Origin of the sequence: Candidatus Methylolitoribacter marinus (assembly GCF_051853155.1) — a bacterium.
GTDB lineage: Bacteria > Pseudomonadota > Gammaproteobacteria > Burkholderiales > Methylophilaceae > BACL14.
In genome coordinates this window covers 963,987-984,655 of record NZ_CP124221.1, presented here as the reverse complement: position 1 = coordinate 984,655, position 20,669 = coordinate 963,987, and the positions used below count along the sequence as shown (strand labels likewise).

The window sequence follows — 20,669 nt, the reverse complement described above, 5'->3', positions numbered from 1 at the left end:
TTTATTTAATTGTATTTTTTAAAAATTGATTAATAGATTCTATTTCACGAGTCCCATCTATATCGATGAAGTTTAGACTAGGCTTGTTTTTATAAAATTCTTCTAAAGGTTTTGTGGCTGTATGATAATTTTTAAGCCTAGTCATAATGGTTTCTTTTTTGTCATCATCTCGAATGATAAGATCTTCATTGGTCACATCATCCTTATTATCATTCTTAGGCGGATTAAATTTAACATGGTATGTTCTTCCTGATGCTGGATGAACCCTTCTTCCTGAGAGTCTTTCAATAATAACTTCGTCAGGAACGGATATAGATACAACATAATCGATTTGGATCTCTGCATCATCAATAGCTTTGGCTTGATTTATTGTTCTAGGAAAACCATCTAACATGAATCCATTTTTACAGTCCTCATGGCTTACTCTTTCTCTGACAAGATTAATGATTAAAGAGTCAGGGACAAGCTTACCCTCATCCATGTAATTTTTTGCCTCAATACCAAGTTCAGTTTGGTTAGACACTGCAGCTCTTAGCATATCACCAGTTGAAATTTGAGGGATTTGATATTCATTGTTTAAAAATGAAGCTTGTGTTCCTTTGCCTGCTCCAGGGGCACCAAGAAGAATTATATTCATACTTTTTCCTTATTAAAGAATTTTTACATTATATCAATAAGACTTCTTTCTATGCATTTGAGATCACATATTTCGTGATCTTAATAAAATCCTCAATTGTCAAATCCTCTGCTCTATTAGTAGGTAAGATTTCGAGATTTTCAAAGTCACTTTGCTTTAAGATATCTTTTAAATTATTTTTGAGATTTTTTCTTTTAAATTTAAATGATTCTTTTACTATTCTTTTAAAGTCAATATATGGAACATCATTGATATAGTCATTGTATCTTGTCAATTTAATAAAACTTGATGTGACTTTAGGTACAGGATTAAAAGATTCTGGATTGATATCAAAGCATTTTTCAGCTCTAAAATTAAAACCGATAAGATTTGTTAACACTGAGTTATCTTTTGACCCTTTTTTAGCAACCAGCCTATCTGCTACTTCTTTTTGCACCATGAAATATAAAGTATCTATATTTTTAATTGGAATAAATCTAAAAATTATTTCTGTTGAGATATAATATGGAAGATTACCTAAAACTACGTTATAGCCCTCAAAGAAGTCATCATCAAAGCTAAGAACATCTCCTTCAAAAAGCTGTGTATTTTTATTTAATTTGGCTCTTAGAATTTTGATCATGTCAGGATCAATTTCAATAAGGCCCAAATTTTTTGTCTTTTGTTGAAGCTCAATGGTTAGTGCTCCCATACCAGGACCTATCTCGAGGTATTTACTTTTTTCAGAAAATTTTATTTCATCAATAATGGATTTAATTATTTGATAATCGGTCAAAAAGTTTTGCCCAAACTTTTTCTTGGCTTTAATCATTCTTGAGAAAATTTTTGCGCAATATTTAGTGCATTCAAAAAGCTTTTTATAGATATTTTATCTTTCTTACCAACTAATTCTTCTGCAGTGCCATGATCTACAGATGTTCTTATAATTGGTAAACCAAGTGTGAGATTGACTCCAGTGTCAAAAAATAAGGCTTTAAAGGCACATAGGGCTTGATCATGATACATATAGTAAATACAGTCATACTTATTCATGTTGTCTTTAAGTAACGCAGTGTCAGCAGGAATAGGGCCATCTACTAATATATTTAATTTTTTGAGTTCATTAATGGCTGGAATAATAAATTTACTTTCTTCATTTCCAAACATGTTATTTTCTCCAGCATGAGGGTTGAGGCCCGTAACTAGTATTTTTGGATTTTTGATATTTAATTGATTTCTCAATGCGGAATGTAATAATTTTAATTTTTTGATTAAATTATTTTTTTTCACTTTTTTAATGGCTTTGAGAAGACTCATGTGAGTGGTGTGAGTAGCTACTATAAAATTATTTTTTCCAACAAAAGTCATAATAGGTTTGTTATTGCCTTTAAAAAATTTTCCAATATATTCAGTATGACCGGTAAATAATTTTTTAGGCGTGGATAATTTTTTTTTATTTACTGGCAGGGTTATCAAAGCACCAGACTTTTTTTGTATACATGCCATAGCTGCGCTATTAATGCTCTCTAATACAAGCTCTCTGTTATTTTTTATTTTTTTATTTTTTTTAACATCATAAATAGCAATTTTTTCATTTTGTAATTTTTTTATGCCGAGTAATTTTGCTCTGGACAAGAGAATTTCTTGATCTCCATAAATAACAATTTGACAATTGAGTTGTTTCTCATAAAGAAGGGCACATAAATCATAACCAATGCCATCTGGATCACCAGCAGAAACAGCAAGAGAGGTTATTTGATTCATTCTCTTACTTCGATAAAGCTTTCAGCTTTTAATGATGAAAACCAATCTTGGTAAAGAAGTTCGGTTCTTTCATTGATTAATTCAAACTTTATTTTATTATCAATATTTTCAGCAGCAATATCATCGAACTTGTAATCCGAATATTGTATGATGTGCCAACCAAGATCTGTTTTAAAGGGCTTGCTGACTTCATTTTTTTCAATGATTGACAATTGGTCATCAAAATTTTGATCAAGGCCCTCTGAAATCCAACCAATCTCCCCTCCGTTAGTTGCTGAAAAATCTTCAGAATATTTTTTTGCAATAATACTAAAATCCGCTCCAGATTCTATTTCATTCTTATATCTTTTAAGTTTTTTAATAACATCATCTTCAGATGCAACTTCACTGGTTTTTAATACGATTTGTTTAATAAAATATTTTTTTATTTTTTGTGAAGAATTTTTTGTTTCATTGTAACTTTCAATTTGATTGACCTTAACTATATGAATACCGTTGTTTGATTCAAAAGGGGGAGAATATTCACCAGCATTCAGATCATTTATTTTTTCAATAAATATTTCTGGCAGTTCACTTTGTTTTAATTTGCCCAATGCGCCACCTTCATTAGCATCTGGAGAGTCGGAAAATTCATAAGCAATTTTACCAAAATCTTCCGTTTTTAATTTGTTAAAAATTTCTTCCCCAAGCTTTCGCTTCTCTTTCTTTTCTTCTGCGGTTGGCTCTGATGAGAATTTAACAAGTATGTGAGACAAATCATATATATCAGGTTTAATTTTTGCCATTTTTTCTTTATGTTTCTTTATTTCATAATCAGAGATATTTAATTTAGAACTAATTTCACGGTTTTTTACTTTTTTTAAAATAATTTCATAACTTAAGCTTTTTATTAATTTGTCATAAGATGAATTCTGTTGTTTTAAATTTGATTTCAATTCGTCGAGTGTAATTCCATTGGCTGAAAGAATATTTTGTATGAGTGAATCAATATCTTCTTGGGATGCTTTGATATTCCAATCTTCTGCATAACCCTCAATAATTTTTTGTTCTATCAATTCATCGAGTACTTTTTTTTCGATAATACTTGTTTCTGGAGGCTGGATCGAGTTTTGTTGAAAAAAAAGTAACGCCTTATCAACTCCTTCAGAAAGATCATTAAATGTAATTACATCCTTATTGACTATTGCAATAATTCTATCCATTTCTTGATAGGCGTAAACAAAACTAAAATTTACTAAAAGGCATAGAAATAGAATAATTCTTGTAAAATAATTAATCATAGTTTTGTCGTCGTATTTCATCATCTAATGTGCTTGCCCAGGCTGCCCCAGGGACATTTCTCATAAGCACTCTGTCAAGTTTCCTTGCTTTACCAGAACCTATACTGCCTAACCCACCCAATTCTAACTGAAACCATAAGCTGTAATTTGGTTCTTCTGCGGTAGCAAGAGATAATCTGTGGAGCATAACTCTCGAGGTCCAGCATCCAGCGTCATATTCTAAACCTCCAAGAGACTCAGTTACCTTAGAGTTATCTAAATCAAAATTATATCTCCCGACTGCATAATAACCTTTGCCAAGAGGCCATTGACCTGATATGTTGGCTTGCTTAAGCCTTGTTTGATTAGTGGCAGCATTTTCAATAAATCGATAATCGAATCTTAGTAACTTGCCTGGGTTAGGGTTGTACTTAAATCCATACTGCACTCGCTTGGTTGAACTTTGTTCTGGATTATATTGGGTCATTGCCCTAAATGTGAGGTCTTTTGTAAGTTTTGCGTTTGCTCCAAACAAGAAGTCACTGGATGCGCTTTCAAGACTTGAGCCGGCATTTGAATAAAGGGGATCATTTAAAACTTGACGATCACTAAGGTAGAATCTTTGAGCAAATGTTAGGGATAGTCTTTCAAGAGAATTTGAATCTATGAACCTTGAAGTTAAGCCTGTTGTTATCTGATTCGAGTCTTGAATACGATCGTAACCAATAAACTGGTTTTCTGAAAAAATATTATACATATTCAGATCCATCAACCTAGTATCATAAATTGGAATCATGGATTGATTATGAAATGGTGTATAAGAATAGAAAGCTCTAGGCTCTAGTGTTTGAGTAAAATTACTCCCAAAGAAATTAAATGTGCGATCAAAAAACATTCCACCATCCACAGATGCAGTTGGTATTGCAAAACTTTCATTAGTCGACAGAGCTCCATGATTGATATCATATTGCCTAAAATTCATTGTGAGCTTTGGCTTTATGTATGAGTAACCATTTTCGTGAAGGGTGGTTTGGAATGACTGGTTATATACAAATCGACTGCCGGTTGGTTTGAAATCTCCGACAGAATATCCCTTTGGTAACAAATCCGTACTAATAAATTTATTGTGAGAATTATTAGCATCAAATTGAGTGAATTCAAGTTTACTTGAAGACTGAATGCCATAAAACTCATCACTGCGATTTAAAAAAACTTGCGGCAACTTTTCATAGGGAGATTTTGAAGTTAGTGATTGAAATTTTTGCACTCTGAGGCCCGTCTGCCATCCACCAATTCTATAATCTAAGCCAAACTCTTGCGGCAAAATAACTCTTGATGTCTTCGATACTAATGATGACATATCTGCAAAGTAATCATTGTCAGAAACTTTTTGATAATTATAGAAGCCTGAAAAATTATCAGAAAAATTTTGTTTATGTTTTAGGTTAAATAAGTATCTTTCTTGATTGGTCATGTAATCATTGTTTAGAAACTCTACGTTAGCTTCTCCACTGTGATCATCTCCAAGATATCGATACTGACCACCAATTTGTAATCCTCGTTTACCCATATATCTTGGGGTAATCGTGGCATCTTTATTTGGAGCTATATTAAAGTAATACGGAGTTTTGACTTGAAAACCACTCTTGGTGGTTGTGCCCCACGTGGGACTTAAAAAACCTGACTTACGCTGATTATTGAATGAAAAGTTTACTTTAGGTGAGTAAAGGATTGGCACTCCTTTAAATTCCATTCTTGCATTAGTGGCATCAACTGTTTTTGTTTTGTTGTCTACATCTATTTTTGTACCTTTGATAAACCAATCAGTTTTTCCAACCTCACAGGTGGTAATTTCTGCATTTTCAAGAGTAGTTTTATTTGATCCAAGAATGGATAACTTTTTAGCAAACCCACGAATAGATTGATTAATCGCAGACTTATTCTCAGTATCCGAGTCAAATGAAGCATTAGGAATTTCACCAATTGAATCATCAACATTGAGAAATAGTTTTTCTCCAGTGATTAGTTGATTTCCAGTTTTTAATTTTACATTTCCATCAGCTTCAAGTTCATTCGATATTTGATCAAAAACAATTTGATCAGCCTCAATACGCTTACCTGATTTAATTAAAATAGCATCACCTTTAGCTTTAATTTGTTTATCTACAATATTTTCGAGGGTCTCCCCCTCGATAATTAAATCTGTATCATTAGGATTGTCGATAGCTAAAACAAAACTCGCATGAAGGCAACCAAAAAAAACTATAATGGTTAAAATGAAATTTAAGAATGTTTTTTTATACATCAAATAAAAAAATATAAATCCAATATCTGGGGGATATATTTTAAATGATATTTTTAATAAATCAAATAAAATCAATAATTTATATCAATTCATTAATTTAAATTTTTTTGCGAAAACTTGGAAAAAGAAATATTAAATCTTAATAGCGATATTCATAAATTTATAGAGATGAATGTCGACTCAGAATTTTCAATTACCAAAGCTTCTGAAGATGCAAGTTTCAGAAAATATTATCGAGTTCAAGATAAAGATAAAACATGGATTTTAATGGTCGCTCCGCCTGATAAGGAGCCATTAGATCAATTTTTATTTATCGCTAAATCCTTGAAAGACAGATTTGCAAAGGCTCCAGAGGTTTATGCATTTGATCATCAGCTTGGAGTTATTTTGCAGCAAGACTTCGGCTCATATTCATTAATGCAATATTATCATGAGCATGATAATGAAAATAATCAGCTTATTTTTAATAAATTAAATGAAACCATTATCCATTTACAAAAAAGATGCTCGGATATTGATCTGCCAATTTATTCATCCAAGATTCTTATAGATGAATTGTCTCTTTTTCATGAATGGTACTTAAAAGACCTAGATTTTAACCAAAATAAATTAGAAGAAATTTATTCATTTCTTCTAAATAATATAGAAAAACAGAATAAAAAGTTTGTGCATAGAGACTTCCATTGTAGGAATCTACTTATACAAGACGACCAAATATGTTTAATAGACTTTCAGGATGCGCTCATTGGACCCATTACCTATGATTTAGTCTCTTTTTTAAAAGATGCATATCATAAAAAAAATGATTTCCTAATAATGGATCTGTGCATTAAGTTTTGGGAATTGGCAAGAAGCAATTTTGACGTGCCTACAGATTTTGGTGATTTTTTTATTGATTTTGAAATGATGGGTGTCCAGCGACATCTTAAAATTTTAGGTATTTTTAAAAGATTATATTTAAGGGATGGCAAAAACCAATATTTAAATGACATCCCTTTGGTTGAGAATTATGTTCTTGAGGTTGCAGAAAAATATCCAAAGTTAAGCTATTTGAAAGATTTAATCTTTCAAAAACGTCAGGTGCAGATTTAAATATGAAAGCAATGATCCTTTCTGCAGGAATGGGCTCTCGCATGGGAGATTTGACTAAAAATACTCCAAAACCATTATTAAAAATTGGCAATCAAACCTTGTTAGAAATTCAATTAAACAAATTAATACAGGCAGGTATAAGTCATTTTTTAATCAATGTTTCATATTTGGGCGACCAAATTATTGAATTTGTATCGAGCAAATATAAAAATGCAACAAATTTAGATATACAATTTTCAAAAGAGGAGCGTCCTCTTGAGACCGCTGGAGGTATTGTAAATGCTTTAGATTTTTTCGATAATGCCCCTTTTTTAGTGACAAATGCTGATATTTTTACTAATTTTGATTACAGTCTTCTTTTAAAGTATGAGCTTCCCGCTAATGTATCAGCCTTTTTAATTCTTGTTCCTAATCCTGAGTTTAAAGAAATTGGAGATTATGGTTTAGAGAGAAACAAGTTAACATTCAGCAAAGATTTTACCTATTCTGGGATTGGAATTTACAGAAAAGAAATGTTTCAGGAATTTAAAAAAGGTGAAAAAATAAAGTTAAAATCTATTCTTGATGACAATATTTTGAAAAATAAAATAGATGGATCTTTATATCATGGGTATTGGTCTGATATAGGCACAGCAGAACGACTAGAGTTTGAGAATAAAAAAAATGATCATTAGAAATGTAGTTTACAAACAAAGAAGAAAACAGTTAGCCAAAATATTAGGTGATGGGGTCGTTATTATTCGAAATTCTTCAGATCAAGTCAGATCAAACGACACCACGTTTCCTTTTAGATCTAATAGTTATTTTCATTATTTTTCAGGGTTTCCAGAATCTAATGCTGTAATGGTAATCAACTGTAAACCATTTAATGCTTGGATTTTTTCAAAAACAAAGGATAAAACTAAAGAGATATGGGATGGTTTTATTTATGGACCCAAAGAAGCTACAAGAAAATTTTTGTTTGATCAAGGCCTTGACCTTAAGCATTTTGATGACTCAATGTCAGATTTATTAGCAAAAAATTCGAAAGTTTACTTACTTCAGGAAGATTTAAATTTAAGAGATTTGGTTTCAAAAAAACTGAATCATCTTTCAAATAATAAACGGGCCGATGTCTTTTTAAAGAATGAAATAATCTCTTTAAATACTTTCGCTGATCCGATGAGGTCGATAAAATCTGCAGATGAATTAAAAGTGATTAGACATGCGGCTAATATTTCATCTAAAGCACATCAGTTTGTCATGGCAAATATTCATGCTGATTCATTTGAGTATCAGATAGAAGCACGATTGAAATATTTTTTTGGAGTTCATAATGCAAGAAATGAGGCTTACAGTTCAATAGTGGCATCTGGAAAAAATGCATGCATTTTGCATTATATTAATAATCAATCCAAACTTAACGAATCTGAATTAATATTAATTGATGCAGGATGTGAGTATGAGGGGTATGCATCAGATATTACCAGAACGTTTCCTATCGGCGGTAAATTTAGTACGCCACAAAGAGATCTTTACTCGATTGTTTTGGAGGCACAAAAAGCTGCTATAGCTCAAGTTAAAAAAAATAATAGTTTTAATGATCCACACTTTGCTGCTGTTAAAGTGTTGGCTCAAGGACTTAAAGACTTAAAAATCTTACAAGGCTCTGTGAACTCAATTATTGAAAAAGAAGAGTATAAGAAATTCTATATGCACAGGACATCTCATTGGATGGGTTTAGATGTTCATGATGTCGGAGACTATTTTGATTATAGAGGTAAGCCAGTCAAATTAAAGAATGGACAGATTCTCACGATTGAGCCGGGGCTGTATTTTTCAGATGATAGATCAGTACCCAAGGTATTTAGAAATATTGGAATTAGGATTGAGGATGATGTATTAGTTAATAATAGTCATCCTGAAGTTTTAACATCCAGCTGCCCCAAAGAGATTGACGAATTGGAATCAATCATTGGTAAAGGTTAGAAACATTGACTTAATTAGAGTAATTGGAGGAGGACCTACTGGTCTGATTTTTGCATTACTCAACGCGCATGAGAAACATAAAATAGTTATCCATGAGAAATTAAATATCAATGCTCTGCTTCAACAATCAAGAGCCCTTGCATTATCAGCAAGCTCTATTGACATTCTTAAAAAGATAAATATTAACCCTAAAAATGACTTAAATTTTATTCCAATTAATAAAATTCATACCAGTCAAAAAAAATCATTTGGTAGGGTGGTTATTGATCAAAGCAAATCGGCCCCTATTGGGTTTGTAATTCGTTATGATCAATTAATAAAAGCTTTATTAGAAAAAATAAGTGTCAATAAATATATTTCAATTCATTTTGAGTCTGAAATAGTTAGTATGGATGTTAAAAAAAGTTTCTTTAAAGACATTGATAATAAAAAATATAATTATAATTTTTTAATTTTCTCTGATGGTATTGGCAACTTACTTAATAACCAATTTGAATTCTCTGTTGACAATGAAATGTCTAATTACTCAGCATTAGTATGTGAGGTAACCACTCAATTAAAACATCAGAATATTGCATATGAACGATTTACCCCAGATGGTCCAATTGCATTATTACCAATTAATAATGAGTCATTGTCTAAATTAGTGTGGACCGGTAACAGTAACTTTGTTGAGAGCCTATTTAAATTAAATAACAACCAATTTATTGAGTGCTTCCATGAACAGTTCGGTGAGAGATTGGGGCAAGTGGTAGATTTAGGAAAAAGAATTGTTTATCCATTAAGACAACAATATATTCTCAAACCATATATAGAAAATCTGTTGGTATTGGGAAATGCAGCTCATACGATGCATCCTGTTGCAGGACAGGGTTTAAATTTGTCTATTCGAGACATTGCATATCTGACGACAATTTTAGAGAAAAATCAATATTCAATAGATACTGATATCTTTAAAGAATACTTTGAGAATCGTGTAAAAGAAATGAAATCATTTATGAAACTGACTCATTTCCTGGTGAAAGGATTCTCTAATGATTACGTAGGAATAAATAAAATACGTAGCCTGTCTCTTTTTATGTTGGATAATCAAAAATTAATTAAAGATAACTTTATTAATAAATTCAATTATGGATCAAACTAATATTCTCGTTCTTGGTAATAATTTAATCTCAAATTTGTTGAGAAAAATTCTTAGAAAAAATAAGATTGATCATTTGAATTTTGCTTATCCTGTCCAAGAAGCCGAAAGAAGGTTTTTTGCGATAAAGCCAATATTTTTGAAATGGTATAGTGACTGTTTTAGTGAAGGTCTTGATAATCATTATCCAATCAAGCATATTCAAATTTTTGTTGAGAATGAAAAGCTGAATTTAAATGATAATTTAACCAAGCCATTTCCACTGTTTAATATTATGGCAAGTGATTATTTATTCTCATCTTTCGCAAAAAATCTTGATAATATCAATAAAGTGATTAACTCTGATGAGGAGCTGGAGTTTGTTTTTGATAATAACGAAGTAATTTTTAAGAATTATCAAATTTCTTCAAAGCTCATTATTAACACTGATTTTAGATTCAATAAATTTTTAAATTTGAAGCCTGAGCGGGAAGAAAAAAAAGAATATGATGAGTTTGCTGTGACCGCTAGCTTTAAAACAGAAACTAATTTGGAGAATAGGGCTGAGCAATATTTTAGAGAGGCTAAAATTTTAGCTATTCTTCCCTATGCAGATCATGAATTTTCGATAGTTTTATCTGGATTAAAAAAAGGTGATGAAAAATTCCTTAATGATTCAGGTGAAAAATTAATTAACTTTATTAATAAACAAACTAATTTAAGATCAGTAAAATTAGCATCTAAGATCAACCATTTTCCATTATCTTTTTATAAAATAAAACACGACCCAAAATTAAGATCATTATATATTGGGGATGCTGGACACAGAGTTCATCCCTTAGCTGGCCTAGGATTAAATTTGGGATTGGGCGATATTCAAATGATAGATTCTCTGATTTCAGATAAAAGAATTATTGATCCTGGGCAGGAGAATTTTATAAAAAAATATGCGATATCTCGCTCTATCGACGAATCTATCATCATGCATTTAACCGATCGCCTTGATGAAGCCTTGGTTAATAACAGTGAAGTATTTTCAGCATTATTCAAGTATCCTATTAAAATAACTGAGAATTCAGAATTGTTAAAAAAAGCTCTAGTAAGGATTGTTTAAATGGTTAAGTTATTTGTTTTTATTTTTTTATTAAATATTTATAGTTTGCAAGCCAACGAGAAGAGCCTTCAAAAGCTGATTGAGCAGCAATATCCAGACATTAAAATTCAAAGCATAAAAAAAACTAACTTTAATGATTTATATGAAGTTTATTTAGGAAATCAAATTATTTATACAGATCAATCATTTAAATTTTTAATCATTGAGGGTCAACTAGTTGACCCAAAGAGTAAAAAAAATATTACGGCGGAAAGATTAGCAGATCTGCAAAAAATAGCATTTGAAAATCTTCCATTAGATTTAGCAATTAAAATTAAAAAGGGAATTCCTCAAAAAAAGGTTGCTGTTTTTTCGGATATTGATTGTCCTTTTTGTCGAAAACTAGAAAAAGAAGTATTAATGAAGTTAGATAATGTAGAAATTTATACTTTTATTTTTCCTCTAGCTATTCACCCTGAGGCAGAGCAAAAGTCATTAAAAATATGGTGCTCTGATGATCCTGCAACAAATTGGGTAAACTTTATGAAAACTGCTGATTTGCCTGATAATAATGGCGACTGTGCTTCACCTATTGATGAAATTCAAAATTTTGCAAAGAAATATGGCATTCAATCAACACCTACAATTATATTTGAGGATGGTAAAAGAGTGTCGGGAGCGATACCAAAAGACGAATTTAAATCATTGTTATAAAAAGAATTTCTTGACTTTAATATAATTTTTCCGTAACTTATGAAACTCAAGGTGTTTGCATTAAGTTGTTTTGTATTCTGATTCCAAAATTAAGTATCCAAGCTTCCTTAATCCAAACTTAAGGGGCGCCTCCCCAACAACATATGTAGGAAGTTTTATGGCTGAAGGTACAGTTAAATGGTTTAATGATGCAAAAGGTTTTGGTTTTATCACTCCGGATGATGGATCTGAAGATTTATTTGCACACTTTTCATCAATTACAGGTGATGGATATAAAAGCTTGAAAGAAGGTCAAAGAGTAACTTTTGAAGTTACTGATGGACCTAAAGGAAAACAAGCTTCTAATATACAAAAAGCTTAGTTTTACTTTATATTCTCAATAATTGCTTCGGCAAAGCCGCTTGTCGTTAATGCCGGCACACCCATATGATTTGAAAAATCTGCAGTTACTTTTTTCTCATCCAGGGTTTTTCTAAAAGCTTTATCAAGCACAGATGATGCTTCATCCCATTTAATGTATGAAAGTAGCATTTGTGCTGAGAGAATGAGAGAGCTTGGATTGGCAATATTCTTTCCCGCGATATCAGGCGCAGTGCCATGTGTTGCTTCAAATATAGCGAGTTTTTCTGATAAGTTTGCACCTGGTGAAATACCAATGCCGCCAACTTGGGCAGCTAGTGCATCCGAAATATAGTCACCATTAAGATTTAATGTGGCAACAACATCATAACGTTCTGGACGTAATAAAATTTCTTGTAGAAATGCATCTGCTATACATTCTTTGATAATAATTGAATCATGGATCATCAATTCTCCTGAGCCATTTTTTTTAGCACCAAACTCTTCTATTGCGACATCATAGCTCCATTGTTTGAAACTACCCTCAGTAAACTTCATGATGTTTCCTTTGTGAACAAATGTCACCGATTTACGGTTATGGTCTATGGCATACTGAATAGCCTTCCTGGTGAGTCTTTTTGTTCCTTCTTCGGACACTGGTTTTATTCCAATGGATGACGTTTCTGGAAATCTTACTTTGTTTTTATCATTAAATTGCTCGAGCAAATTGAGTATTTCCTGAGCTTCTTTTGTACCTTTAGAATATTCAATCCCAGCATATATATCCTCTGTGTTTTCTCTAAAAATCACCATATCGGTTTTTTCTGGATTTTTTAAAGGGCTTGGAACTCCTTGATAGTATTGCACTGGCCTTAAACACACATACAGATCAAGTTTTTGTCTCATAGCAACATTAAGAGACCTGATACCGCCTCCAACTGGAGTAGCTAAAGGCCCTTTAATTGAGATGGTATATTTTTTTAATGCATCGATAGTTTCCTCTGGTAAGTATTGATCTTGACCATATAAATTTGTCGCTTTTTCACCTGCATATATTTCCAACCAATCAATTTTCTTCGCTCCATCATAAGCTTTTGAAACGGCAGCATTAATAACCATTTGCATTGCTGGTGAAATATCCTTACCAATTCCATCTCCCTCAATAAATGGAATAACTGGAAAATCTGGTATATTGAGTTCATTATTATGTATAGTTATTGGCTCACCTTTAGGTTGAGATATTAAATTTTGACTCATTTTATTTCCAATCCATATGATAGTGTTATTTAACAAACCGTTTGGTGTAGTCTGTCAGTTCTCCAAACATGAAATTCACCCTACATTAAAGGATTATCTGAATATCCCCAATATTTATCCAGCTGGAAGGCTTGATACTGACAGCGAAGGGCTGTTGGTTCTTACAGACAATGGAAAGATTCAGTATGAAATTTCATCTCCGAACAACCTTAAGTATAAAGGATATTGGGTTCAAGTAGAAGGAGACATCGATAATGAGGCGATACAAAAATTACAAAATGGTATCAGCTTAAAAGACTACGTGACTATGCCAGCTAAAGCTGAGAAAATTCAAGAACCAGAAATATGGCAAAGATCAACGCCAATTAGATTTAGAAAAGACATACCAACTTCATGGGTTAAGTTACAAATTATGGAAGGCAAAAATAGGCAGGTGAGAAGAATGACTGCAGCAGTTGGCTTTCCCACATTAAGGTTAATTAGATATCATGTAGATGAATATTATCTTAATAAATTACTGCCTGGAGACTACCAAATCATCAAGTAAAAATAAGATAGGTGATATAATTAATCATATTTTTAGGAACATATTTTGTCTGGTAATTCAATAGGAAAAAATTTCACATTAACGACATTTGGTGAATCCCATGGCGTTGCCATTGGCGGAATCATTGATGGCTGTCCACCAGGTTTGGAGATTTCTGAAAAAGATTTACAAATTGATCTTGATCGCAGAAAACCAGGATCCTCAAAATTTGTAACACAGAGAAAAGAGTCAGATAAAGTGCAAATTTTATCAGGGGTTTTTGAGGGGAAAACAACTGGTACCCCGATAGGTTTAATTATTTATAACGAAGATCAAAGATCAAAAGATTATTCTGAAATTAAAGATACATTTAGGCCGGGGCATGCAGATATTACTTATCAACAAAAGTATGGAATTCGTGATTATCGTGGAGGAGGTCGTTCCAGTGCTCGCGAGACAGCCATCAGAGTGGCTGCTGGCGCAATTGCAAAAAAATGGCTATTAAAAAAACATAAAGTTAAAGTCCAGGCTTGTATCAAGAAGATTGGAGAGATTGATATTCCGTTTTCAGCATGGAAGTACGTAAATCAAAATCCTTTTTTCGTACCAAACATAAAAATAATTCCTACGCTTGAAGATTATATAAATCAAATCAGATCAGAAAAAGATTCTGTTGGGGCTCTAGTGCATGTGCAGGTTACTAACCCACCAAAATGTTTAGGTGAGCCAATCTTCGATCGTCTGGATGCTGATATCGCTCACGCCATGATGAGTATCAATGCTGTCAAAGGGGTAGAGATAGGAGCAGGTTTTCTATCGGTTGAACAGAGAGGTTCCGTACATTCCGATGAGATTATTCCAAAGGGTTTTTCCTCAAATAATTCTGGAGGAATTTTAGGAGGCATATCAACTGGGCAAACAATTACAGCGAATGTCGCCTTTAAACCAACCTCCAGCATTCCTCAAGATCGTCACTCAATTAATAAATCAAATAAACCAGTCTTGATGAAGACCAAAGGCCGTCATGATCCTTGTGTGGCTATTCGTGCTGTTCCTATAGTTGAAGCAATGATGGCACTGGTGCTAATGGATCATTTACTTAGAGACGTTGCTCAAAATTATTCTGTCAAAAGAAAATAATTAGTTGACACATAAACTTCACTTCAATCTCTCGCGCTTTTATTTTATATATTATTTTTTTGTTGGGCTATTTGTTCCTTATTGGGGCTTATTCCTGACGTTTAAGTCATTTACGCCAATTCAAATAGGTTTTATGCTTTCCTTCTTTCAGTTAAGTAGAATTTTTGCACCGAATATATGGGGCTGGCTAGCAGACCGAACAGAGAGACGATCTCTTTGGATTAAGTTAACAGCTTTCTTTGGTTGCTTGGGTTTTTTTGGAATTTTTTGGGCTGATAATTTTTTTGAGGTATTCCTCATCATGATGGCAATGTCTATCTTTACCAGCTCAACGCTCCCTTTAGCTGAGTCCTTAACTTTATCTCACTTGGCAACGACCAATGGACATTACAGTAGAATTCGAGCTTGGGGTTCTTTTGGGTTTATTGTTGCCTCTTTTGGGTTCGGGTTTGTTTTTGATCTTCTAGGAATTCAACATTTATTGGTTACTCTTCTTATCACTCAAGTGTTAATTTTTATATTTAGCTATGGAATACCTGAAAAAGCATATGAAAAAGAGAAGAAGATAAATTTAAGCTTTTTTAACATTCTTAAAAATAAAGAGGTGATTTGCCTACTATCCTCTTGTGCTTTGATGGTGACGTCACATGGATTATTATACAATTTCTTTTCCATTTATTTAGATGAGCAGGGCTATTCAAATTCCGCTATTGGATTTCTTTGGTCCTTAGGCGTGCTTTGCGAAATTATAGTTTTCTTATCCATGCCAAAAATACTTAAATTTTTGAATTTCAAACAAATATTAATGATTAGTTTATTTATTGCCGTAATACGCTTTTTTATTATTGGCAATTATGTTGATTTCTTAATCCTTATTATTTTAGCGCAGATGATGCACGCATTTACATTTGGTGCATTTCATGTGGCTTCAATCGAAATGGTGAATAAATTTTTTCCGGGTAAAAATCACGCAAAAGGTCAGGCGCTCTATAATAGCATTACTTATGGTGTTGGCGGCGCCTTAGGCGGTCTTGGTGGAGGCTTTGTTATTCAAACTTACTCAGCATCTAGTGCATTTTTACTATCAGCTTTATTTCCATTGCTTGGATTAATTATTGTGGCTCGTGGTATTAAATCAAATAAAATTAATGCTAAGTTATTTTCTTAAGAGCTTTGAATCATCGCATAAGCAGAATGATTATGGATTGACTCAAAATTCTCAGATTCAACGATATATGATGTAATTTTATTATTTAGATTTAAGTCTGTTGCAATATCTCTTACCATGTCTTCAACAAATTTAGGATTATCATATGCTTTTTCAGTAACATATTTCTCATCAGGTCTTTTCAATAATCCATAGAGCTCTGATGAAGCATTTTTTTCAACAAGCTCGATTACATCTTCAATCCAAACAAAATCATTTGTTTCGACCGTCACAGTGACATGAGATCTTTGGTTGTGGGCTCCATAGTCAGATATTTTTTTTGAACAAGGACATAGGCTTGTGACTGGAATGACTACTTTAATTTGATTAACAAATTTATTATCTTTGATTGAGCCAATAAAAGTTACTTCATAATCCAGGAGACTTTCTACTCCAGATATGGGTGCTATTTTGTTCACAAAGTATGGAAAAGTCATTTCAACATCACCTGCTTTACTTTCAAGTCTTTCCAGCATATCTCTTAAAATCTTTTCAAAATTTTTGACACTAATGGTTCTTTCATTTTCATTGAGAATTTCTACGAATCGTGACATATGCGTACCTTTAAAGTTGTGAGGTAAATGTACATACATGTCAAACATAGCGATTGTGGCCTGATCACCACCAGTTTTATCTTTTACAGATATCGGATGTCGAATAGATTTAATTCCGACTTTATCGATATCTAAGTGTCGTTTATCAGGGGTATTTTGAACGTCTTCAATTTTATCGGTAATATTATTCATTTTTGTAAGTCTAACATCAGGAAATTAAGTTCACAATTTTATTTTCTATTGATTCGATATCTAACTGATAAGATTTAAGTATTTCATCTTGTGAACCATGTTCTGGAAAGTAATCTGGAAAACCGAGAAGAAGGGTTTTGTTGTTTAAATGATTTGCAGATAAATTTTCTAAAACTGCAGACCCTGCACCCCCTGCTATAACATTATCCTCAAGGGTTACAATAAATTCATGTTCTTTAGCAGTTTTTTTAATCATTACATGATCTAACGGTTTAGAAAATCTCATATTAATTACAGTATGGTCATATTTTTCAGCCAAAGGTAAAATTTGATTAATTAAAGGACCGAAGCAAAGGTAAGCTAATTTCTTACCTTGTCTAATGGTCTGTGCTTTTCCGATGTTTATATTCTTTTGGTTTTTTATGTCATATGCAAAACCTCTTGGGTATCTGACAAAACAAACATTATTACTTCCATAGCCTGCAGACAACATTAATTTTAATTCCATTTCATTACTGGGATGCATAATGACTGTATTCGGTATACATCGAATAAATGAAACATCAAAATTTCCAGTATGAGTTGCACCATCAGCACCAACTAATCCAGCTCGATCAATTGCAAATAACATAGGGATCTTTTGTAAAGCAACATCATGAATAATTTGATCATAAGCTCTTTGCATAAAGGTTGAGTAGATTGCTACAACTGGTTTGTATCCATGAATAGCTAACCCAGCTGCAAAGGTGACAGCATGTTGTTCAGCAATACCGACATCGTAAAAACGTGTTGGATATTTTTTAGAAAATGCTGTTAATCCACTACCATCTGACATTGCAGGTGTTATAGCAATTAGCTTTTTATCTTTTTTTGCATAGCTGAGCACCCACTCTTCAAAGACTTGAGTAAAAGTTTTTTGTTTGGTTTGGGATGTGGTTTTTTTTGATATTCCATGAAATTTGTTAGGATCTTTTTCTGCAGGAAGGTAACCATGACCTTTTTTTGTAACAACATGAAGAAATTGTGGTCCATTTAATGATTTGATATTTTCAAGTGTATCAACCAGAATATCTATGTTGTGCCCATCGATTGGGCCAATATAATTAAAGCCAAATTCCTCAAATAATGTTCCAGGCGTTACCATACCCTTGACATGCTCTTCTGTTTTTTTTGCTAGTTCTAAAATTGAGGGTAATTTTTCAAATATTTGTTTACTGGTCGACTTAATACCACCGTATATTTTTCCACTTAATAATCTGGCTAGATAGTTATTTAAGGCGCCAACATTTTTTGAGATAGACATATCGTTATCATTGAGTATAACTAGAATATTACTTTTTGATTCTCCAGCATTATTCAGCGCTTCAAATGCCATGCCGGCAGTCATCGCTCCATCTCCAATAATTGCGATCGATTTATTATTTGATTTATTTTTAAGCATAGCTTCAGAGATTCCAAGAGCAACAGATATAGAAGTACTAGAATGACCTGTACCAAAATGATCATGAACACTCTCCTCCCTTTTTGGAAATCCCGAAATACCATTTAACTGTCTTAATGTATGTAATCTATTTTTTCGTCCTGTGAGGATCTTGTGGACATATGTTTGGTGACCTACATCCCATATTAAAACGTCATCAGGACTGTCGTAGACGTAATGAAGAGCAATGGTGAGTTCAGTTACACCTAAATTAGATGATAGATGACCACCCGTTTCCTGAACAGACGTAATAAGAAAATCGTTGATTTCAGAAGCTAGTAGAGTTAATTCTTTTTTAGTAAGATTTTTTAAATCTTTTGGAGAATCGATATGATTTAATATTTTTTTATTTGATTCGGCCATAGACACTGTTAATTAAAAAATTAAATTCATTTGGTAATTTAAGCTTCAACGATATTTTATCGATTTCATCTTTAGTTGTATCAATGACATTTAATAATTTTTCTTTTCCATACAAAGAGAAGTAGGTTGCTTTTTTTCTTTGAAAGTCTTTACCAGGATTTTTTCCAAGTTTCTTTACATCTGATGTAGCATCTAAATAATCATCAACCATTTGATATAATAGACCTAAATTTTCTCCAAGAATTATTAAATTTTTATGAATAGAATTTGTTTGTTGAGAAATTACTGATGGGATGAGGATGCATGCTGAGATCAACATTCCTGTTTTTTTTTTGTGAATTTTTTCAATAATTTTTTTTGTTGGCTCCTTATTTTCATAAATCATATCAAGCGATTGCCCAAGAACCATACCTTGCGCGCCTATTGATGAGGCTAATAAATTAATACATTCTATTTTTAATTTTGGATCAATTTTTAGTTTATTTGAGCTAAGTAATTCAAAAGAGAGTGATTGCAAGGCATCACCAACGAGAAGTGCCTGAGCTTCATTGTATTTTTTATGACAAGTTAGCTTTCCTCTTCTGAGAACATCATCGTCCATACAAGGCAGGTCATCATGAACAAGAGAATAAGCGTGGATCAGCTCAACTGACGCACCAAGAATATTTAAATTGTTCTTTGAAATACCAAAATGTTTTCCGAAAACAAATAAAAGGTATGCCCTTATTCTTTTCCCCCCATTAGAAATCGCATATTTTATTGCTTTATGGCAAATTTCGTTGCTGTCGGGTATTTGTAACGAAAGAAATTTATTAAACTCAGATTTAAATGTTAAAAATTTTTTATTCTGGTTCATTAAAGTCTTCTAATTCGTTCTTGCTATTTAAAATTTGAACCTTTTTTTCAAAATTTTTTAAAGATGCTTGAGCTTGCTTAATTAACTTAATTCCTTTTTCATATGACTCAATTGTTTCCTCAAGTTTTAAGCTACCGTCATCCATTGACTCTACTATAGCCTCAAGCTCTTTAAGAGTTTCATCAAAATCTTTATTTTTTTCAGACATCATGTTTCCTTTAAGAAAGATAAAAGATCAACGACTTGTTTTTCAATCACTTCATGACCCATATTGTAACTCTTGGACACCAAATTAGAAAAACTTAACAAATCAAAAGTTTTTTTTGATATTTGAAAATTAATAATATCATCATAGATGCCATGAACTTTAAGTATTGGTTTTGTAACAATTTTATTTTGATAATTAAATTTTGGCAGAAAGCCAGAAAAAGAAATCACCCCGTTAATTTTATAAATACTATTTAGACCATAAAAAATTGACAATGCCGCCCCTTGAGAAAAACCACCTATATATATTTTAGTTTTTGGATTTTTTTTTAATTTATCTACTATGATCGCATCTAATATCTTTGATGATTTCATAAAGTCTTCTTCATCCAAATCATCTAGACTTAAGCTTTTCATATCGAACCAAGCCCGCATTTCAAAATTTTGATTTAAGGTTATTTTTCGATGTGGAGCGTTTGGAAGAATAATTTCATATTCATTAAAACAGGAATCAGAAAAAAAGGGAGCGAAATCATTTGAATCTGCGCCTAACCCATGTAACCAAATAAGTGTTTTATTAGACGCAGATCCAGAATTAATACGCAGCAATATTAAAA

21 protein-coding genes are annotated in these 20,669 nt (G+C 32.2%); 10 read left to right on the top strand and 11 right to left on the bottom strand.

The genetic code is table 11. From position 1 onward, the window contains the following. Nucleotide 1: 1 nt before the first annotated feature. The 5 genes from adk to QFA95_RS05215 are packed head-to-tail and all read right to left on the bottom strand — an operon-like array spanning nucleotide 2 to nucleotide 5,944. Entirely contained in the window at nucleotides 2-637 is a 636-nt protein-coding gene (gene adk, locus QFA95_RS05235; protein WP_486462481.1) for an adenylate kinase, read from the bottom strand. A 49-nt stretch (nucleotides 638-686) separates the two neighbouring features. Beyond that, nucleotides 687-1,448 (bottom strand): 16S rRNA (adenine(1518)-N(6)/adenine(1519)-N(6))-dimethyltransferase RsmA, encoded by a 762-nt coding sequence (rsmA, locus tag QFA95_RS05230; RefSeq protein ID WP_486462480.1) that lies wholly within the window; start codon nucleotides 1,446-1,448, stop codon nucleotides 687-689. Further along, nucleotides 1,445-2,380: a 4-hydroxythreonine-4-phosphate dehydrogenase PdxA gene (gene pdxA, locus QFA95_RS05225; protein ID WP_486462479.1), complete on the bottom strand. Its 936-nt coding sequence runs from the start codon at nucleotides 2,378-2,380 to the stop codon at nucleotides 1,445-1,447. The genes rsmA and pdxA overlap by 4 nt, the downstream gene beginning before the upstream one ends. Next, the gene (locus QFA95_RS05220; RefSeq protein ID WP_486462478.1) at nucleotides 2,377-3,660 is read right to left on the bottom strand and encodes a peptidylprolyl isomerase; all 1,284 of its coding nucleotides are present in this window, start codon (nucleotides 3,658-3,660) and stop codon (nucleotides 2,377-2,379) included. The genes pdxA and QFA95_RS05220 overlap by 4 nt, the downstream gene beginning before the upstream one ends. Further along, the gene (locus tag QFA95_RS05215; protein WP_486462477.1) at nucleotides 3,653-5,944 is read right to left on the bottom strand and encodes an LPS-assembly protein LptD; all 2,292 of its coding nucleotides are present in this window, start codon (nucleotides 5,942-5,944) and stop codon (nucleotides 3,653-3,655) included. Before QFA95_RS05215 ends, QFA95_RS05220 begins: the two co-directional genes overlap by 8 nt. Before the next feature lie 117 nt (nucleotides 5,945-6,061). Here QFA95_RS05215 and QFA95_RS05210 point away from each other — a divergent pair, with 117 nt between their 5' ends. From QFA95_RS05210 to QFA95_RS05180, 7 genes are all read left to right on the top strand, one after another. Next, nucleotides 6,062-7,036 carry an aminoglycoside phosphotransferase family protein gene (locus QFA95_RS05210; RefSeq protein WP_486462476.1) on the top strand — a complete coding sequence of 325 codons (975 nt, stop codon included), beginning with the start codon at nucleotides 6,062-6,064 and terminating at the stop codon, nucleotides 7,034-7,036. 2 nt (nucleotides 7,037-7,038) lie between these two features. Next, the gene (locus QFA95_RS05205; RefSeq protein WP_486462475.1) at nucleotides 7,039-7,710 is read left to right on the top strand and encodes a nucleotidyltransferase family protein; all 672 of its coding nucleotides are present in this window, start codon (nucleotides 7,039-7,041) and stop codon (nucleotides 7,708-7,710) included. After that, the gene (locus tag QFA95_RS05200) at nucleotides 7,700-9,004 is read left to right on the top strand and encodes an aminopeptidase P N-terminal domain-containing protein (protein WP_486462474.1); all 1,305 of its coding nucleotides are present in this window, start codon (nucleotides 7,700-7,702) and stop codon (nucleotides 9,002-9,004) included. The genes QFA95_RS05205 and QFA95_RS05200 overlap by 11 nt, the downstream gene beginning before the upstream one ends. Continuing rightward, entirely contained in the window at nucleotides 8,991-10,148 is a 1,158-nt protein-coding gene (locus QFA95_RS05195; RefSeq protein WP_486462473.1) for an FAD-dependent monooxygenase, read from the top strand. The genes QFA95_RS05200 and QFA95_RS05195 overlap by 14 nt, the downstream gene beginning before the upstream one ends. Continuing rightward, nucleotides 10,135-11,238 (top strand): Rossmann-fold NAD(P)-binding domain-containing protein, encoded by a 1,104-nt coding sequence (locus QFA95_RS05190; protein ID WP_486462472.1) that lies wholly within the window; start codon nucleotides 10,135-10,137, stop codon nucleotides 11,236-11,238. The genes QFA95_RS05195 and QFA95_RS05190 overlap by 14 nt, the downstream gene beginning before the upstream one ends. Then, nucleotides 11,239-11,931 (top strand): DsbC family protein, encoded by a 693-nt coding sequence (locus QFA95_RS05185; protein WP_486462471.1) that lies wholly within the window; start codon nucleotides 11,239-11,241, stop codon nucleotides 11,929-11,931. Between the two features lie 157 nt (nucleotides 11,932-12,088). Continuing rightward, nucleotides 12,089-12,292 (top strand): cold-shock protein, encoded by a 204-nt coding sequence (locus tag QFA95_RS05180; RefSeq protein WP_486462470.1) that lies wholly within the window; start codon nucleotides 12,089-12,091, stop codon nucleotides 12,290-12,292. 2 nt (nucleotides 12,293-12,294) lie between these two features. Here the strand turns inward: QFA95_RS05180 and icd are convergent, their stop codons facing one another. Next, entirely contained in the window at nucleotides 12,295-13,527 is a 1,233-nt protein-coding gene (icd, locus tag QFA95_RS05175) for an NADP-dependent isocitrate dehydrogenase (protein WP_486462469.1), read from the bottom strand. Between the two features lie 16 nt (nucleotides 13,528-13,543). Here icd and QFA95_RS05170 point away from each other — a divergent pair, with 16 nt between their 5' ends. Genes QFA95_RS05170 through QFA95_RS05160 form a run of 3 tightly spaced genes read left to right on the top strand, consistent with a single transcriptional unit; the run spans nucleotide 13,544 to nucleotide 16,361 of the window. Beyond that, a complete protein-coding gene (locus QFA95_RS05170) occupies nucleotides 13,544-14,074 on the top strand; it encodes a pseudouridine synthase (protein WP_486462468.1) in 531 nt (176 codons plus the stop codon). A 45-nt stretch (nucleotides 14,075-14,119) separates the two neighbouring features. Beyond that, a complete protein-coding gene (gene aroC, locus QFA95_RS05165) occupies nucleotides 14,120-15,193 on the top strand; it encodes a chorismate synthase (RefSeq protein ID WP_486462467.1) in 1,074 nt (357 codons plus the stop codon). 4 nt (nucleotides 15,194-15,197) lie between these two features. Beyond that, entirely contained in the window at nucleotides 15,198-16,361 is a 1,164-nt protein-coding gene (locus tag QFA95_RS05160; protein ID WP_486462466.1) for an MFS transporter, read from the top strand. Here QFA95_RS05160 and folE2 read toward each other — a convergent pair. The 5 genes from folE2 to QFA95_RS05135 are packed head-to-tail and all read right to left on the bottom strand — an operon-like array spanning nucleotide 16,358 to nucleotide 20,661. Then, a complete protein-coding gene (gene folE2, locus QFA95_RS05155; RefSeq protein ID WP_486462465.1) occupies nucleotides 16,358-17,146 on the bottom strand; it encodes a GTP cyclohydrolase FolE2 in 789 nt (262 codons plus the stop codon). The genes QFA95_RS05160 and folE2 overlap by 4 nt on opposite strands. Before the next feature lie 16 nt (nucleotides 17,147-17,162). Beyond that, nucleotides 17,163-18,989 carry a 1-deoxy-D-xylulose-5-phosphate synthase gene (dxs, locus tag QFA95_RS05150; protein ID WP_486462464.1) on the bottom strand — a complete coding sequence of 609 codons (1,827 nt, stop codon included), beginning with the start codon at nucleotides 18,987-18,989 and terminating at the stop codon, nucleotides 17,163-17,165. Next, on the bottom strand, nucleotides 18,973-19,845 hold the full coding sequence (locus tag QFA95_RS05145; protein WP_486462463.1) for a polyprenyl synthetase family protein: 873 nt from the start codon (nucleotides 19,843-19,845) through the stop codon (nucleotides 18,973-18,975). The genes dxs and QFA95_RS05145 overlap by 17 nt, the downstream gene beginning before the upstream one ends. Continuing rightward, nucleotides 19,832-20,053: an exodeoxyribonuclease VII small subunit gene (xseB, locus tag QFA95_RS05140; protein WP_486462462.1), complete on the bottom strand. Its 222-nt coding sequence runs from the start codon at nucleotides 20,051-20,053 to the stop codon at nucleotides 19,832-19,834. The genes QFA95_RS05145 and xseB overlap by 14 nt, the downstream gene beginning before the upstream one ends. Further along, entirely contained in the window at nucleotides 20,053-20,661 is a 609-nt protein-coding gene (locus tag QFA95_RS05135; RefSeq protein WP_486462461.1) for an alpha/beta hydrolase, read from the bottom strand. Before QFA95_RS05135 ends, xseB begins: the two co-directional genes overlap by 1 nt. Nucleotides 20,662-20,669: the final 8 nt, after the last annotated feature.

Excerpts from the sequence above, each read along its gene's own strand:
- adk (WP_486462481.1), bottom strand. The coding sequence starts at position 637 with ATGAATATAATTCTTCTTGGTGCCCCTGGAGCAGGCAAAGGAACACAA.
- rsmA (WP_486462480.1), bottom strand. The coding sequence starts at position 1,448 with ATGATTAAAGCCAAGAAAAAGTTTGGGCAAAACTTTTTGACCGATTAT.
- pdxA (WP_486462479.1), bottom strand. The coding sequence starts at position 2,380 with ATGAATCAAATAACCTCTCTTGCTGTTTCTGCTGGTGATCCAGATGGC.
- QFA95_RS05220 (WP_486462478.1), bottom strand. The coding sequence starts at position 3,660 with ATGATTAATTATTTTACAAGAATTATTCTATTTCTATGCCTTTTAGTA.
- QFA95_RS05215 (WP_486462477.1), bottom strand. The coding sequence starts at position 5,944 with ATGTATAAAAAAACATTCTTAAATTTCATTTTAACCATTATAGTTTTT.
- QFA95_RS05205 (WP_486462475.1), top strand. The coding sequence starts at position 7,039 with ATGAAAGCAATGATCCTTTCTGCAGGAATGGGCTCTCGCATGGGAGAT.
- QFA95_RS05200 (WP_486462474.1), top strand. The coding sequence starts at position 7,700 with ATGATCATTAGAAATGTAGTTTACAAACAAAGAAGAAAACAGTTAGCC.
- QFA95_RS05190 (WP_486462472.1), top strand. The coding sequence starts at position 10,135 with ATGGATCAAACTAATATTCTCGTTCTTGGTAATAATTTAATCTCAAAT.
- QFA95_RS05185 (WP_486462471.1), top strand. The coding sequence starts at position 11,239 with ATGGTTAAGTTATTTGTTTTTATTTTTTTATTAAATATTTATAGTTTG.
- QFA95_RS05180 (WP_486462470.1), top strand. The coding sequence starts at position 12,089 with ATGGCTGAAGGTACAGTTAAATGGTTTAATGATGCAAAAGGTTTTGGT.
- icd (WP_486462469.1), bottom strand. The coding sequence starts at position 13,527 with ATGAGTCAAAATTTAATATCTCAACCTAAAGGTGAGCCAATAACTATA.
- QFA95_RS05170 (WP_486462468.1), top strand. The coding sequence starts at position 13,544 with ATGATAGTGTTATTTAACAAACCGTTTGGTGTAGTCTGTCAGTTCTCC.
- folE2 (WP_486462465.1), bottom strand. The coding sequence starts at position 17,146 with ATGAATAATATTACCGATAAAATTGAAGACGTTCAAAATACCCCTGAT.
- dxs (WP_486462464.1), bottom strand. The coding sequence starts at position 18,989 with ATGGCCGAATCAAATAAAAAAATATTAAATCATATCGATTCTCCAAAA.
- QFA95_RS05145 (WP_486462463.1), bottom strand. The coding sequence starts at position 19,845 with ATGAACCAGAATAAAAAATTTTTAACATTTAAATCTGAGTTTAATAAA.
- xseB (WP_486462462.1), bottom strand. The coding sequence starts at position 20,053 with ATGTCTGAAAAAAATAAAGATTTTGATGAAACTCTTAAAGAGCTTGAG.